Consider the following 14,338-nt stretch of genomic DNA (forward strand, 5'->3'; position numbering starts at 1 on the left):
GCGCGGCTCCCGTTCAGTTGGCCGCCGCGGCCTTGGGCGCCTCGGTCGCCGGTGCCGCCGTGGGAGCGGCGACGGCCGGCTGGGGCGCGACCGGCGCCCCCGGGCGCAGCTTCATCAGGTTGTCCACGATCACCTGGTCCCCATCGGCCAGGCCGCGGTAGATGACCCAGTCCCGGTCCAGCCACGGCCCGGTCTCCACCGGCGCAGGGGCCGCCTTGCCATCGCGCACCACCCACACCATGCGGCCCTGCTCGGTTTGCATGACGGCCGACTGCGGCACCTTGAACGCGTCCACCTGCCCCGCCACGACCTGCGCACGCACGAACTGCCCCGGCAGCACCGCCAGCTCGGGGTTGGCAAACTCGGCCCGCAACTGCACCGTACCCAGACGGGGATCGACGGTGGAGGCCGCGAAATTCAACCGCCCCCCGGTGAGCATGGGCCGGCCATCCGGACCCAGCAAGCGCACGTCGGCACGCCGGGCCTGGCGCAGCCGCGCCAGCTCCCCCTCGGAAAAGGCAAACCGCACCCAGATGGGGTCGGTCTGCGCCACCGTGGTCAGCAGGCTGTCGGTCCCGGCACTGACCAGCGCGCCGGTGGATTTCTGCGCCCGCCCCGTGACCCCCGTGATCGGCGCGGTCACCGTCGTGTAAGACAGGTTCAGCTCGGCCTCGCGCACGGTGGCCTGGGCCGCGGCCACGGCGGCCTCGGCCAAGCGCAGGGCCGAGACCGCGTCGTCGTACTCGCGCGGGGCAATGGCGCGCTGCTCGGCCAGCGGGGCCAGCCGCTGCGCCTCGCGCCGGGCCTGCTCCAGCTGCGCCTGCCGCTGGGCCCAATTGGCCCGCGCCTGCTGCAGCGCAATTTCGAACGGCGCGCGCTCGATCTGAAACAGCGGCGCCCCGGCGCGCACGCGCTCGCCTTCCTGGTACAGCTTGCGCTCGATCAGCCCGGACACGCGAGCGCGCACTTCCACCTCCTGCGAGCCCTCGGCCTGTCCGACGGCCTCCACCGTCACTGGCACGGGCTCGCGCCGCACCACCCGCACGGTCACAGGCAGGGCCGGCATGGATCCCGTCGGCTGCGCGGCCGACGCGGCCTGAGGCGCCGGGGATGCCCCTCGCTCCCCGCAAGCGGACAACGCCAACACCCCCACCAGCGCCGCCGAGATGGAAAGGAAAACACGATGTGCCAAGGCCATGATGCCACCGTCGAAAAGCCAAGAAACCCCGCCGGGAACCGGGTAAACCCCAGGCCAGGACGACCGAAACCCCAACGGGGAGGCGCTATCATACATACATTCTTGTACGTATGTTTTAAGCCTCGTTCATCCCCATGGCCCGCCGCACCAAAGAGGAAGCCGAACAGACCCGCGCCCAGATTCTGGCCGCCGCGCGGCAGGTGTTTCACGACCGGGGCGTCGGCCAAACCTCGCTGGAGCACATTGCGCAGGCGGCCGGCGTCACGCGGGGGGCCATTTACTGGCACTTCGCCAACAAGGGCGAGTTGCTGCAGGCCATGTGCGACGAGGTGGCCATCCCCTTCATCGACCGGCTGGACTACACGCTGCTGCAGGACACCCGTGCCGACGCCCTCAGCCGCGTGCGCAACTTTTTGCTGCAGGTAGTCGGCTCCATCGACGCCGACCCCCATCTGCACATGATCATGCAGGTGCTCGAGTTCAAATGCGAGTTCGTGGGCGAGCGCGCGCGCGATCTGGACGACTGGGTCCGGCACAACGAGGAGTTGTTCGCCAAGCTGGAGCGCACCTACACCGCCGCGCGTCGCGAAGGCCGCCTGCGCCCGGATTTGCCGCCGCAGCTGGCGGCGCTGGAAACCCAGTGCTTTTTGGCCGGTCTGATCCGCCTGCGGTTGCTCGGTCAACCCGCGTTGCAGGCCCCCGACACCATCCCCGCCCTGATCGACGCCCATGTGCGCAGCCGCGCCTGCCCGGCGGGCGATACCACGGACCCGCCCCGCCCGCAGGCGGCCTGAGCAGCGCGTTTACAAATTGGGCGCCAGCCAGCGCGCCAGCTCGTCCACCGGCCAGCCGCGGCGCTGGGCCATGTCCTCCAGCTGATCGCGGCCAATCTTGCCGACGTTGAAATAGGTGCTGTCCGGGTGCGCCAGATAAAAGCCGCTGACGCTGGCCGCCGGCGTCATGGCCAGGCTGTCGGTCAGGCCCATGCCGATTTCGTCGCAGCGCAACAGCGCAAACAGGTCGCGCTTGACCGTGTGGTCGGGGCAGGCCGGATAGCCCGGCGCGGGGCGGATGCCCTGGTACTTCTCGGCGATCAGTTCCTCGTTGCTCAGGCGCTCGTGCGGGGCATAGCCCCACAGTTCGGTGCGCACCCGTTCGTGCAGGCGCTCGGCCAGCGCCTCGGCCAGGCGGTCGGCCAGCGCCTTGAGCATGATGGCGGAATAGTCGTCGTGCTCGGCGGCAAAGCGGGCCTCGTGCGCCTCGGCGCCGATGCCCGCTGTCACGGCAAACGCCCCGACATAGTCCGCCACCCCGCTGGCCAGCGGCGCAACGAAGTCGGCCAAACAGCGGCTGGGGCGCTGCACCCCATCGACTACCTGCTTTTCCGTCTGCTGGCGCAGGCCATACCAGGTGAGCACGGGTTCGGTGCGCGCCTCGTCGGCGTAGAGCACGATGTCATCGCCCTCGCCGCTCGCCGGCCAAAAGCCGACCACGGCATTCGCGGTCAGCCAGCGGCCTTCCACGATGCGCTTGAGCATCGCCTGCGCGTCGGCAAACACCTTGCGCGCCTGCTCGCCCACCACCTCGTCGTCCAGTATCGCCGGATACGGTCCGGCCAAGTCCCAAGTCTGAAAGAACGGGCCCCAATCGATGTAACGCGCGATCTCGCCCAGGTCGTACTGCCGGAACACCCGCCGGCCCAAGAACCCCGGGCGCACCGGGCGCCACTGGTCCCACGCCACCGGCGTGCGGTTGGCGCGCGCCTTGGCCAGCGGCCACAGCACCACGGGCTTTTTGGCCGCATGCAGAGCACGCACCCGCTCGCAGTCGGCGCGCACCTCGGCCACATAGGCGTCGCGCTGCTCGCCCAGCAGGGCCTGCGCCACCCCCACGCTGCGCGACGCGTCGGGCACATACACCACCGGTCCGCTGTAGTTGGGCGCGATCTTGACGGCCGTGTGCACCCGGCTGGTCGTCGCCCCGCCGATCAGCAGCGGCACCCCGCGTTCGCGGAACCACGGGTCCTTCTCCATCTCGGCGGCGACGAACTGCATCTCCTCCAGGCTGGGCGTGATCAGGCCCGACAGGCCCACGATGTCGGCGTTGACTTCCTTGGCCTTGGCCAGGATGTCGTGGCACGGCACCATCACCCCCATGTTGACCACGTCGAAATTGTTGCATTGCAACACGACGGTGACGATGTTCTTGCCGATGTCGTGCACATCGCCCTTGACGGTGGCGATCACGATGCGGCCCTTGCTCTGCACGTCGCCACCGGCGGCCTGGAGCTGGCGCTTCTCTTCCTCGATGTAGGGTACCAGGTGCGCCACGGCCTGCTTCATCACCCGCGCGCTCTTCACCACCTGGGGCAGGAACATCTTGCCCGCACCAAACAGGTCGCCCACCACATTCATACCCGCCATCAGCGGGCCTTCGATCACATGCAGCGGCCGCCCGCCCCGGGCACGGATCTGCTGCCACATCGCCTCGGTGTCCTCGACGATGAAGTCGGTGATGCCGTGCACCAGCGCATGCGACAGGCGCTCCTCCACCGGCAGCGCGCGCCACGCCAGCCGGGCGCTGTCGTCCTTGGCCGCGCCCTTGACCCGCTCCGCAATCGCCAACAGCCGCTCGGTCGGGGTCTGGTGCGGGTCCTCGCCCTCGCGATAGACCGGCCGGCGATTCAACACCACATCCTCCACCCGCTCGCGCAGCTCGGGATCGAGGTCGTCGTACACGCCTATCATGCCCGCGTTGACGATGCCCATGTCCATGCCCGCGCGGATGGCGTGGTACAGAAACACGGTGTGGATAGCCTCGCGCACCGGCTCGTTGCCGCGGAAGCTGAACGACACATTGCTCACCCCGCCCGAGACCTTGGCCCCGGGCAGATGCTGCTTGATCCAGCGCGTCGCCTCGATGAAGTCCACCGCGTAGTTGTCGTGCTCCTCGATGCCGGTCGCAATCGCAAAGATGTTGGGGTCGAAGATGATGTCCTCGGGCGGGAAGTCCACCTCGTCGACCAGGATGCGGTAGGCCCGCTCGCAGATCTCGATCTTGCGGGCAAAGGTGTCGGCCTGGCCCTGCTCGTCAAAAGCCATCACCACCGTGGCCGCACCGTAGCGGCGGATCAGCCGGGCCTGGCGCTTGAACTCCGCCTCCCCTTCCTTCAGGCTGATGGAGTTGACGATGCCCTTGCCCTGGATGCACTTCAGGCCCGCCTCGATCACCTCCCACTTGGAGGAATCGATCATGATCGGCACACGCGCGATGTCGGGCTCGCTGGCGATCAGGTTGAGAAAACGCACCATCGCGGCCTTGCTGTCCAGCATGGCCTCGTCCATGTTGACGTCGATGATCTGCGCGCCGTTTTCCACCTGCTGGCGCGCCACGGCCAGCGCGTCCTCGAAGCGCCCCTCCAGGATCATGCGCGCAAACGCCTTGGAGCCGGTGACGTTGGTGCGCTCGCCGATGTTGACGAACAGACTCCCCTCCCCGATGACCAAGGGCTCCAGCCCCGACAACAGCATGGGCGGGATGCGGCGGGCGGGGACAAAGGGCGCGTCGGTGGGGTTCACGGCAGGGGGATGCTCGGGCAGGCGTCAAAGGGCGAAGGTGGGGATTTTAGGGCGGTGGATACAAACACCGCGCACGAGACATGGGTGGTTATCGGCGTGGTCGAAACCCGTCAATAGCCGCCGCCCCATGTGGTAGCCTGCTGGGAATATCCAGGGGTTCCACGGCCGGCGGCTCACGTCGGCTCGCCTCAGATTCCCAACGACGATTTGATTCTCACCATGAACATCCTGCTCACCGGCGGCCTGGGCTACATCGGCAGCCACACCGCCGTGGTGCTGGCCCGGGCTGGCCACCGGGTCGTGTTGCTGGACAACCTCTCCAACAGCCGCGCCGACGTGGCCGACCGCATCGGCCGCATCATCGGCCTGCGCCCGGCGGTGGAAGTGGGCGACGTGCTGGAAACCGCGCGCCTGCGCCTCATCCTGCGCCACTACGCCATCGGCGCCGTCATCCACTTTGCCGGCCTCAAGGCCGTGGGCGAATCGGTCGCCCAACCGCTGGCGTACTACCACAACAACGTCGCAGGCACCGTCAGCCTGCTGCGCGCCATGGCCGAGCAGGGCGTCAAACGCTTGGTGTTTTCCAGCAGCGCCACCGTTTACGGCCAGCCCCAGCGCCTGCCGCTGGACGAAACCCACCCCACCGGCGCCACCAACCCCTACGGCCGCACCAAGCTGCACATCGAAGAGATGCTGCGCGACCTGGCCGCCAGCGACCCCACCTGGCGCATCGCCATCCTGCGCTACTTCAACCCGGTCGGCGCGCACGACAGCGGCCTGATTGGCGAAGACCCCCACGGCACCCCCAACAACCTCATGCCCTACATCGCCCGTGTGGCCGTCGGGCAACTGCCGCACCTCAACATTTGGGGCAACGATTACCCCACGCCGGACGGCACCGGCGTGCGCGACTATCTGCACGTCATGGACCTGGCCGAAGGCCATCGGGCCGCGTTGGATCATCTGGCCCGCACCGACCAACCCTGCGACACCTTCAACCTGGGCACTGGCCAAGGCACCAGCGTGCTGCAGATGGTGCGCGCATTCGAGCAAGCCAGCGGCCGCCCCGTGCCCTACCGCATCGCCCCGCGCCGCCCGGGCGACGTGGCCGAATGCTGGGCAGACCCCGCCAAGGCGCAGCAGGTGCTGGGCTGGCAGGCCGTGCACACCTTGCACGACATGTGTGCGAGTGCGTGGGCCTTCGCCAGCATCACGGACCACGGCAAGCCCGCGCACGTGTCATCGAGCGTTGACGTCGAGTCGCGGCCGGCCGATCTGGCTTGATGTGCCCGCTCAACACTGGTGCGGTGCCCAAACCGTACGACGTGCGACTGGAACAGAACCGGGCCCAGCGAGCGGCTGCGCAACGAAGGTTGGGGGCGCGCTAGAGACGCACCGCCGCGGCCGAATCCACCGCGTACCCGCAACCTGCCCCACAGGCGACCGACTCTACCTGCAGAGTGGTGTGCCCGATGCCCAGGGCGCGCAGCGCGACGACGGCCTGGGCCAGCACGGCGTCCGGATGGGGGACATCGGCCCCCACCACCAGATGGGCCGTCAAGGCCACATCGGGGGCGCCGCCGGTGCCCACGGCCCAGACATGCAGGTCGTGCACCGAGGTGACACCCGGCAGCGCGAGCAAGGCGCGCCGCACGGCACGCAGGTCCACCCCGGCCGGCACGCCGTCGAACAGCAGATGCAGCGTTTGCCACGCCAGCGGGGCGGTGCCGGCGACGATCACGCCGACGATGACGAGGCTGACCGCGGGGTCGATCCACCCCCAGCCGCGCCACCAAGTGAGGGCGCCCGCCACCACCACGCCGAGTGAAATCAGCGCATCGGCCGCCATGTGCAAAAAGGCGCCGCGCAGATTGAGGTCGTGGCGGCTGCCGGCGACGAACAGCCAAGCAGTCACCCCGTTGACGACGACCCCCGCCGCCGCCACACCCATGACGACGCCCGGCGGCGGGGCCAGCCCTGGTGCCACCAGCCGGGCACCGGCCTCCCACACCAGCCAGGCCATCGCCGCCAGGAGCACGACGGCATTGACGAAACCGGCCAAAATCGATCCGCGCCGCCAGCCGTAGGTGTGTCGGTCATCCGGCCGCAGGCGCGCGGCGGCGTAGGCCGCCCAGGCGAGCAGCAACCCCCCCACGTCGCTGAGGTTGTGCCCGGCGTCGGCCAGCAGCGCCAGCGATCCGACCGCCCAGCCATAAAAGGCCTCGATACCGACGAATGCGAGGTTGAGCCCGACCCCGAGCGCGAAGGCCCGCCCGTAGTGGGCCGGCGCGTGGACGTGGCCATGCCCGTGGCCGTGCGGGTGCCCGTGATCGTGGTGGCCGCGGGGATCGTCGTGGTCGTGGGTATGCGCGTCGTGGTGCATGCTGCGATGCGGGGGCGCGCGGTTCAGCGCCGCGCCGCCTCCAGAAAGGCGTCCAACATGGGGGTGGGATCGAGTTGCTCGTCATCCCCCGGGACATGGAATTCCGGGTGCCACTGCACCCCAAAGACAAAGCCCCGTCCCTGGTAGCGCAGGGCCTCGATGACCCCATCTGGCGCCGTGGCCTCCACCACCAGGTCACGCCCCAGCCGCTTGACGGCCTGGTGGTGGATGGAGGCGACCTGGCGGCCGGGCAGCCGGCCGTTCCATTGCTCCAGTCGCCCGCCGGGGGCCAGCGTCACCGGGTGGCGGTGGCGGTCGTAGTGCGGGGTTTCGTGGGCGATGGCACCGGGCACGAGGGTCGGTATGTCCTGCAGCAGACTGCCGCCAAAGGCCACGTTGATCAACTGCATGCCGCGGCAGATGCCCAGGATGGGCTTGCCCGCCTCGAGGAATTCGTGCACCAGCTCCAGCTCGTAGGCGTCGCGCACCGGGTCGCCGGCCCACTCGGGCTTGAGCGGCTCTTCGCCATAGGCGCGCGGACTGACGTCGGCACCGCCTTGCAGGATCAGGCCATCCAGGTAATCGGCGTAGTCGCGCACCCGGATGCTGCTGCGCTGCAACGCGCCGTCTTGCAGCACCGAGGGGATCATCAGCACCAACGTGTCGCGCGAGGCCGCCCATTGCGCCACGGACTGCTCCAGCACCTGCAGGGTCTTGGTGCGCAGACCGGCCGCCCCGGCCTCGGGGTGGTGGATGCGGGCGGACAGCCCGATGTGCACAGGGCGACGACGACCGAACATGGGATACCGCGATGTGCGCGACCCATTCGCGCTACAGTGGACCCATCATAGCGCCGCCCCCCGGACCCTGCCACCTCGCCGCCCCATGCCCCCGATCGCCACCCCGCCCCACCCGCTGCGCGACGTGCGCGCCCTCGTATTCGATGTGTTTGGCACGCTGGTGGACTGGCGCACCTCCATCGCGCGGCAGGCGAAACAGGCACTCGCCCCACTGGGCATCGAGGCCGATTGGCTGGCCTTCGCCGACGCGTGGCGGGCGCAGTACCAGCCCGCCATGGCGCGCGTGCGCGAGGGCGCCCTGCCGTACCGCAAGCTGGACGATTTGCACCGCCTGAACCTGGACGCCGTGCTGACCGCGTGGGGGCTGGCGCACCGGGTGGATGAGGCCACACGCGAGCACCTGAACCGGGCGTGGCACCGGCTGGACGCCTGGCCCGACGTCGCCGCCGGCCTGCACGCCCTGCGGCCGCGGGTGCTGCTGGCGCCGTGCTCCAACGGCCACATTGCGCTGATGGTGCACCTGGCGCGGCACAACGGCTGGGTGTGGGACGCCATCCTGGGCGCCGAACTGGCGCGCGACTACAAGCCCAAGCCCGGCGTGTACCGCGCGGCAGTGGAGGCGCTGGATCTGCCGCCCCAGGCCGTCATGATGGTGGCGGCGCATTCGGACGATTTGGCCGCTGCCGCCCAGGTGGGGCTGCGCACCGCTTTCGTCGCCCGCCCGGACGAACATGGCCCCGGCCGGGGCGAGCGCCGCGCGGCCGTACCCGTGGATGTGGAGGTGAGCAGCCTGCCGGAGCTGGCCGAGCGGTTGGGGCCTGCGGACAGCCCATAGGAGGCCGCCGGCTCAGCGCGTCATCAGCAGTTGGGCCGCGACCGAGGCGGCAATCACCTCCGGCTCCTTGCCCACCAAGCCGGGGATGCCGATGGGGCAGGTGATCCGCGCCAGCGCCGCATCGTCGTGCCCCCGCGCCCGCAGGCGGTTCTGAAACGCGGCCCACTTGGTGCGGCTGCCGATCAGCCCCACAAAGGGCAGATCGTCGCGCGTGCGCAGCCGCTGCAGGCAGGCGTCCACGATGGCCAGGTCCTCCGCATGGCTGAAGCTCATGATCAGCACCCGGCTGTGCGGGGCCAGACCGGGCACGGCCCGCTCCACGGGGTCCGAATGCTCGGCCGCCACGGCGGGCGGCAGGTCGGGCGGGAACACGCCATCGCGGCTGTCGATCCAGGTCAGGGCAAAGGGCAGCGGCCGCAGCGCCCGTTCGATGGCCCGCCCGACATGGCCGCCGCCGAACAACGCCACGGGCAGGTGCGCCGCCGTCCACACCCCGCGCAGCGCGGCCGCGTCGGCCGCCGTGACACGCCGCAGCCGCACATACACCACCCCCCCGCAGCACTGTCCCAGGCGGGGGCCCAGCGGGTAGCGCAACCGTTCGTCCGGCGCATCACCCGCGGCGCCCAGCCGGGCCCGGGCATGCTGGATGACCTGCCACTCCAGTTGCCCGCCGCCGATGGTACCCACCACGTCCCGCGCAGTCACGAGCATCCAGGCGCCCGCCTCGCGCGGCACCGAACCCTCGCCGCGCTCGACCATCACCAGCGTCCCGGGCCCGTCCGCCAGGGCCGCCAGCGCGCCGTCCAGATCGCCCCCGCGCAACTGCCATCCGTCCATGTCGTCCTTCATGCCTTCAGTATCGCCGGGGTTGAAAGGTCCGGGCCGTTGGCGCACAATCCGCGGAACTCCACCACCGGGACGGGGCGCCCCTGGCACCGTCCCACCGCTCCGATGGCTTTGACGTTCGACTCGCCCCTGCCGCCCGCGCCCCGCCGGCCGGCCTTCCACGACCGGCTGCGCGGCTGGGGTTGGGTGGTGCTGGTGACCGCGGTGCTGGCCGGCTGTGCCACGCCCCCGCCCCCCCAGGCCGAGGCCCCCGCCCCGCCGGTGACCGTCGCCCCGCCGCCGCCCCCGGCGCCGGCGCTAGAGCCGCCGTTCACGGGTAAGGTCTCCCTCGCGGCAAACGAGCGCGACTACCGTCGCGACGGCGCCCAGCACCTGTACGGACACTATGGCGACCGGGTGTTTCGCGGCAAGCTGCCCCCGCTGATCCAGGCCGTGGGCGTGATGCGGCTGGACATCGGCCCGCGCGGCGAGCTGCGGCGCTTCGAATGGATGCGCGCGCCGGACCACGTGCCGCACGTCAAGGCCGAGATCGAACGGCTGGTGCGGGCGGCGGCCCCCTTCCCCGCCCCCCAGCGCCTGGGGAGCGTCAGCTACACCGACACCTGGCTGTGGGACAAGAGCGGCACCTTCCAGCTCGACACGCTGACCGAAGGCCAGCTCGACCGCATGCCTCCGCCGCCGGCACGGGCGACCAAGCCCGCCACAAGCCCCGCGGCCAGCCGCCCGGCGGCTGCGGCCAAATCGCGCCAAGCGCCCACGACGGCAGCACGCAAGGCGCCGGCGGGCAGCACCGCCACCCGCGTCGCGCAAGGCGAGGACGCGGCGGCCCAACCCGTTCAACTGCCGCGGTAGGTGGCATAGCTCCAGGGGCTGACCAGCAGGGGCACGTGGTAGTGCGCCTGCGGATCGGCCACCCCAAAATCCAGCGCCACGCGGTCCAGAAACGGCGGCTGCGGCAGCGCCACCTGGCGGGACCGAAAGTAGTCCGCCACCTCGAACACCAGCCGGTAGGTGCCGGCACTCAGCTCGCCCGTCGCGAGCAGCGGGCCGTCCGGATTGCGCCCATCGGCGTTGAGCACCACGCGCTTGATCAGCCGGGGCTCGCCCGCGCCCGTGGCGAACAGGGAAACCGCCATGCCAGCGGCCGGGCAGCCGTGCATGGTGTCGAGGACGTGCGTGCTCAGGCCCATGGCGCCTCCAGATCGGGTTGTGTTGTGCACCAAAGTGTATACAGATTGCGGGCTTTGTGGCTATGATGCGCCCATGGCCCACACCAGCACCCGCGACATCGTCGATGCGCTGACGCGCGCCATCGTCGAGCACCGGCTGCTGCCGGGCACCAAACTGCCCGAACTGCGTCTGGCGGCGCACTTTGGCGTCTCGCGCACGCTGGTGCGGCAGGCCCTGCACCAGTTGGCGCAAAACCGCTTGGTACGGCTGGAGCCGGCGCGCGGTGCCTTCGTCGCCGCCCCCTCGGCGGACGAGGCGCGCCAACTGCTGGCCGTGCGCCGCACGCTGGAGGTGGACCTGGTGCGCGGGCTGGCGGGACGGCTCGGCGCCGCCGATCTGCACACCCTGCGCGAGCATCTGCGGGCCGAGCAGGACGCCATTGCCCGGCACGACGTCGCGGGCCGCAACCAGTTGCTGGGCGACTTCCACCTGCGGCTGGCCGAACTGTCGGGCAATCGGGTCCTGGCAGAGATACTGGGCGAGCTGCTCTCGCGCAGCGCGCTCATCACGCTGATGTACCAAAACGACCCGGCCGCCCGCCACTCCAGCGACGAGCACGTGGCCATCGTGGACGCGCTGGCTGCGGGTGACGGCGAGCGTGCCGCGCGCCTGATGGCCGAGCACCTGGAACACGTGGTGGCCGGCCTGTCGTTCGACCACCCCCGGCCCAGCGCCGATTTGGCGCTCGCGCTGACCTGACCCCCGCCCGACCCATGCCCACCGTGTACGACAGCACCGCCCCCTATCCGCGCGACCTGATCGGCTATGGCCGCCGCCCGCCGCACGCGCGCTGGCCGGGGGGCGCGCGCATCGCCGTGCAATTCGTCCTCAATTACGAAGAAGGCGGCGAGAACTGCGTGCTGCACGGCGACGCGGCCAGCGAGACGTTTTTGTCCGAAATGTTCGCGCCGGCCGCCTACCCCGACCGCCACCTGAGCATGGAGAGCATCTACGAGTACGGCTCGCGCGTGGGGGTCTGGCGCATTCTGCGCGAGTTCGAATCCCGCGGTCTGCCGCTGACCGTATTTGGCGTGGCCAGCGCACTGCAGCGCCACCCCGAGGTGGCGGCCGCCTGCCGGGCCGCCGGCCACGAAATCGCCTGCCACGGCCTCAAGTGGATCCACTACCAGCAGGTGGACGAGGCCACCGAGCGCGCCCACCTGGCGCAGGCGGTGGCCATCCAGACCGCCCTGACCGGCGAGCCCCCGCTGGGCTGGTACACGGGGCGCGACAGCCCGAACACGCGGCGGCTGGTGGTGGACCACGGCGGTTTTCTGTACGACAGCGACTACTACGGCGACGACCTGCCGTTCTGGATGCGCGTGCGCCGCAGCGACGGCACCGTGGTGCCGCACCTGGTGGTGCCGTACACGCTGGACTGCAACGACATGCGGTTTTCGCTGCCGCAGGGCTATTCGCACGCCGATCCGTTCTTCCACTATTTGCGCGACACCTTCGACGCGCTGTATGCCGAGGGCGATCCGGACGGGCTGGACCGCCCGCAGATGATGAGCATCGGCATGCACTGCCGGCTGCTCGGGCGCCCCGGCCGCATCGGGGCACTGCAACGCTTTTTGGACCATGTGCAGCGGCATCCGCACGTCTGGGTGGCGCGGCGCGTGGACATCGCCCGCCATTGGCGCGACACCCACCCCTATCCCACCGCATCGGAGGGCACGGCATGACGACCGGCATCCCCGCCCTCGACGCCCTGAACACCGCCCCGCTGGACGAGGCGTGCGCGCGGCTGGACGGGCTGTACGAACATTCGCCGTGGATCGTGCGCTCTGCGCTGGCGCGGCGGCCGTTCGCCACCCCCGCGGCCCTGGTCGCCGCCTGCGCCGACGTCGTGGACCGGGCCGATGTCCAGGCGCAATTGGCGCTCATCCGCGCCCACCCGGAGCTGGCCGGCAAGGCCATGGTGGCCGGCACACTGACCGCCGAATCCACCGATGAGCAAAGCCGCGCCGGTCTGACGCACTGCACGCCCGAGGAATACGCCACGCTGCAACGGCTCAACGCCGAGTACCGGGCCCGCTTTGGCTGGCCGTTCATTCTGGCGGTGCGCGGACCGCGCGGCCGGGGGTTGTCGCGCGCGCAGATCATCGCCGCCTTCGAGCGCCGGCTGCACGCGCACCCGGACGACGAGCGGCGCGAGTGCCTGCGGCAGATCCACCGCATCGCGGAAATCCGCCTGCACGACAAGCTGGGCTGGGAGCCCACCGCCGGCCATGCGGTGTGGGACCAACTGGCGGCCCTGGCACGCCACAGCGAACACCCGGAACACCTGACCGTGACCTACCTGAGCGCGGCGCACCGCGCCTGCGCGGCCGACATTGCGGGGTGGATGCGTGCGGCGGGCTGCGACACGGTGGACACCGACGCCGTGGGCAATGTGGTGGGGCGCTACGCCGGGCAGCGGCCCGATGCCCCGTGGTTATTGACCGGCAGCCATTACGACACGGTACGCCGCGCCGGCCCCCACGACGGCCGGCTGGGCATTGCGGTGCCGCTGGCGGCGGTGCAGGCGCTGCACGCGCGGGGCGAGCGCCTGCCCTTCGGCATCGAGGTGGTGGCCTTTGCCGAAGAGGAAGGCCAGCGCTACCCGGCCACCTTTTTGGGCTCGGCCCCGCTGGTGGGCGCCTTCGACCCCGCCTGGCTGGACCTGACGGACGCGGACGGCATCCCCATGGCCGAGGCCATGCGCCGCGCGGGCCTGCCCGGCACCCAGGCCGCCATCGCCGCCTGCGCGCGCGACCCGGGGCGCTACCTGGGCTTCGTGGAAGTCCACATCGAGCAGGGGCCGGTGCTGTCGGAGGCCAACCGGCCGCTGGGCATCGTCACCGGCATCAACGGCAGCGTGCGCTGGCTGGGCGAATACGTCGGCGTGGCCTGCCACGCCGGCACCACCCCGATGACGCAGCGACGCGACGCCGCGGCGGGCGCCGCCGAGCTGACCCTAGCCGTGGAACGGCTGGCGCGCCAGCACCCGGGCACGGTCGGCACGGTGGGCATCTTGGAGGTGCCCGCGGGCTCGATCAACGTGGTGCCGGGGCGGTGCCGCTTCAGCCTGGACCTGCGCGCCCCCACGGACGCCGCCCGCGACGCTCTGGCGCAGGCCGTGCTGGAGGCCGCCCATGCAATCGCCGCGCAGCGCGGCCTGACACTGACGCTGCGCGAAACGCTGCGCGCCAGCGCCGCCCCCAGCGACCCTGCCTGGCAAGCCCGCTGGGAGCGCGCCGTCGCCGCGCTGGGGCTGCCCCTGCACCACCTGCCCAGTGGCGCCGGCCACGACGCGATGATGCTGCACCGCCGGCTGCCCCAGGCCATGCTGTTCGTGCGCGGCGAAAACGGCGGTATCAGCCACAACCCGCTGGAGTCCACCACCAGCGACGACATCGAGCTGGCGGTGCAGGCCTTTGCGCGCCTGCTGCGCGATCTGGCGGCCGAATTGGCCTGACCGCCCCC

General features: G+C 70.8%; 13 protein-coding genes. 7 read left to right on the forward strand and 6 right to left on the reverse strand.

What is annotated here, in order from left to right:
* Positions 1–13: 13 nt before the first annotated feature.
* Entirely contained in the window at positions 14–1,066 is a 1,053-nt protein-coding gene (locus tag A9O67_RS12105; RefSeq protein WP_231960341.1) for an efflux RND transporter periplasmic adaptor subunit, read from the reverse strand.
* Between the two features lie 266 nt (positions 1,067–1,332).
* Between A9O67_RS12105 and A9O67_RS13970 the strand changes: the two genes are divergently transcribed.
* A complete protein-coding gene (locus A9O67_RS13970) occupies positions 1,333–1,992 on the forward strand; it encodes a TetR family transcriptional regulator (RefSeq protein WP_068610598.1) in 660 nt (219 codons plus the stop codon).
* Positions 1,993–2,001: 9 nt separating this feature from the next.
* Here the strand turns inward: A9O67_RS13970 and metH are convergent, their stop codons facing one another.
* Positions 2,002–4,728, reverse strand: coding sequence for a methionine synthase (gene metH / locus A9O67_RS12115; protein WP_082955567.1), 2,727 nt, complete (start codon positions 4,726–4,728; stop codon positions 2,002–2,004).
* 267 nt (positions 4,729–4,995) lie between these two features.
* Between metH and galE the strand changes: the two genes are divergently transcribed.
* The gene (gene galE / locus A9O67_RS12120) at positions 4,996–6,060 is read left to right on the forward strand and encodes a UDP-glucose 4-epimerase GalE (RefSeq protein WP_068610600.1); all 1,065 of its coding nucleotides are present in this window, start codon (positions 4,996–4,998) and stop codon (positions 6,058–6,060) included.
* Positions 6,061–6,160: 100 nt separating this feature from the next.
* On the opposite strand, the gene A9O67_RS12125 is transcribed toward galE, so the two are convergent.
* Together A9O67_RS12125 and A9O67_RS12130 are read right to left on the reverse strand one after the other, a co-directional pair.
* Positions 6,161–7,159 (reverse strand): cation diffusion facilitator family transporter, encoded by a 999-nt coding sequence (locus A9O67_RS12125; RefSeq protein WP_082955562.1) that lies wholly within the window; start codon positions 7,157–7,159, stop codon positions 6,161–6,163.
* Positions 7,160–7,182: 23 nt separating this feature from the next.
* Entirely contained in the window at positions 7,183–7,959 is a 777-nt protein-coding gene (locus tag A9O67_RS12130) for a gamma-glutamyl-gamma-aminobutyrate hydrolase family protein (RefSeq protein ID WP_068610602.1), read from the reverse strand.
* An 85-nt stretch (positions 7,960–8,044) separates the two neighbouring features.
* On the opposite strand from A9O67_RS12130, the gene A9O67_RS12135 reads away from it, so the two are divergent.
* A complete protein-coding gene (locus tag A9O67_RS12135; RefSeq protein ID WP_068610603.1) occupies positions 8,045–8,794 on the forward strand; it encodes a haloacid dehalogenase type II in 750 nt (249 codons plus the stop codon).
* Between the two features lie 12 nt (positions 8,795–8,806).
* Here the strand turns inward: A9O67_RS12135 and xdhC are convergent, their stop codons facing one another.
* Positions 8,807–9,643, reverse strand: coding sequence for a xanthine dehydrogenase accessory protein XdhC (xdhC, locus tag A9O67_RS12140; protein WP_260682414.1), 837 nt, complete (start codon positions 9,641–9,643; stop codon positions 8,807–8,809).
* 102 nt (positions 9,644–9,745) lie between these two features.
* Here xdhC and A9O67_RS13985 point away from each other — a divergent pair, with 102 nt between their 5' ends.
* Positions 9,746–10,492: a hypothetical protein gene (locus tag A9O67_RS13985; RefSeq protein ID WP_068610606.1), complete on the forward strand. Its 747-nt coding sequence runs from the start codon at positions 9,746–9,748 to the stop codon at positions 10,490–10,492.
* On the opposite strand, the gene uraH is transcribed toward A9O67_RS13985, so the two are convergent.
* Entirely contained in the window at positions 10,477–10,830 is a 354-nt protein-coding gene (gene uraH, locus A9O67_RS12150; protein ID WP_068610608.1) for a hydroxyisourate hydrolase, read from the reverse strand. The two genes, A9O67_RS13985 and uraH, sit on opposite strands and share 16 nt — an antisense overlap.
* 73 nt (positions 10,831–10,903) lie before the next feature.
* Here uraH and A9O67_RS12155 point away from each other — a divergent pair, with 73 nt between their 5' ends.
* From A9O67_RS12155 to uraD, 3 genes are read left to right on the forward strand one after another with little or no spacing between them, the layout of a single operon-like run.
* The gene (locus A9O67_RS12155; protein WP_068610610.1) at positions 10,904–11,569 is read left to right on the forward strand and encodes a GntR family transcriptional regulator; all 666 of its coding nucleotides are present in this window, start codon (positions 10,904–10,906) and stop codon (positions 11,567–11,569) included.
* A gap of 14 nt (positions 11,570–11,583) precedes the next feature.
* Positions 11,584–12,555, forward strand: a complete 972-nt coding sequence (gene puuE, locus A9O67_RS12160; RefSeq protein WP_068610612.1) for an allantoinase PuuE — start codon at positions 11,584–11,586, stop codon at positions 12,553–12,555.
* The gene (uraD, locus tag A9O67_RS12165; protein ID WP_068610614.1) at positions 12,552–14,330 is read left to right on the forward strand and encodes a 2-oxo-4-hydroxy-4-carboxy-5-ureidoimidazoline decarboxylase; all 1,779 of its coding nucleotides are present in this window, start codon (positions 12,552–12,554) and stop codon (positions 14,328–14,330) included. Before puuE ends, uraD begins: the two co-directional genes overlap by 4 nt.
* The last annotated feature ends 8 nt before the right edge of the window (positions 14,331–14,338 follow it).

Origin of the sequence: Tepidimonas fonticaldi, from assembly GCF_001675355.1 — a bacterium.
Classification (GTDB): Bacteria; Pseudomonadota; Gammaproteobacteria; order Burkholderiales; family Burkholderiaceae_C; genus Tepidimonas; species Tepidimonas fonticaldi.

Bases quoted from the DNA above. Each gene is read 5' to 3' on its own strand.
- A9O67_RS13985 (WP_068610606.1), top strand. From the start codon at position 9,746: ATGGCTTTGACGTTCGACTCGCCCCTGCCGCCCGCGCCCCGCCGGCCG.
- A9O67_RS13970 (WP_068610598.1), top strand. From the start codon at position 1,333: ATGGCCCGCCGCACCAAAGAGGAAGCCGAACAGACCCGCGCCCAGATT.
- metH (WP_082955567.1), bottom strand. From the start codon at position 4,728: ATGCTGTTGTCGGGGCTGGAGCCCTTGGTCATCGGGGAGGGGAGTCTG.
- A9O67_RS12130 (WP_068610602.1), bottom strand. From the start codon at position 7,959: ATGTTCGGTCGTCGTCGCCCTGTGCACATCGGGCTGTCCGCCCGCATC.
- A9O67_RS12155 (WP_068610610.1), top strand. From the start codon at position 10,904: ATGGCCCACACCAGCACCCGCGACATCGTCGATGCGCTGACGCGCGCC.
- galE (WP_068610600.1), top strand. From the start codon at position 4,996: ATGAACATCCTGCTCACCGGCGGCCTGGGCTACATCGGCAGCCACACC.
- xdhC (WP_260682414.1), bottom strand. From the start codon at position 9,643: ATGAAGGACGACATGGACGGATGGCAGTTGCGCGGGGGCGATCTGGAC.
- A9O67_RS12125 (WP_082955562.1), bottom strand. From the start codon at position 7,159: ATGCACCACGACGCGCATACCCACGACCACGACGATCCCCGCGGCCAC.
- A9O67_RS12105 (WP_231960341.1), bottom strand. From the start codon at position 1,066: ATGCCGGCCCTGCCTGTGACCGTGCGGGTGGTGCGGCGCGAGCCCGTG.
- A9O67_RS12135 (WP_068610603.1), top strand. From the start codon at position 8,045: ATGCCCCCGATCGCCACCCCGCCCCACCCGCTGCGCGACGTGCGCGCC.
- uraD (WP_068610614.1), top strand. From the start codon at position 12,552: ATGACGACCGGCATCCCCGCCCTCGACGCCCTGAACACCGCCCCGCTG.
- uraH (WP_068610608.1), bottom strand. From the start codon at position 10,830: ATGGGCCTGAGCACGCACGTCCTCGACACCATGCACGGCTGCCCGGCC.
- puuE (WP_068610612.1), top strand. From the start codon at position 11,584: ATGCCCACCGTGTACGACAGCACCGCCCCCTATCCGCGCGACCTGATC.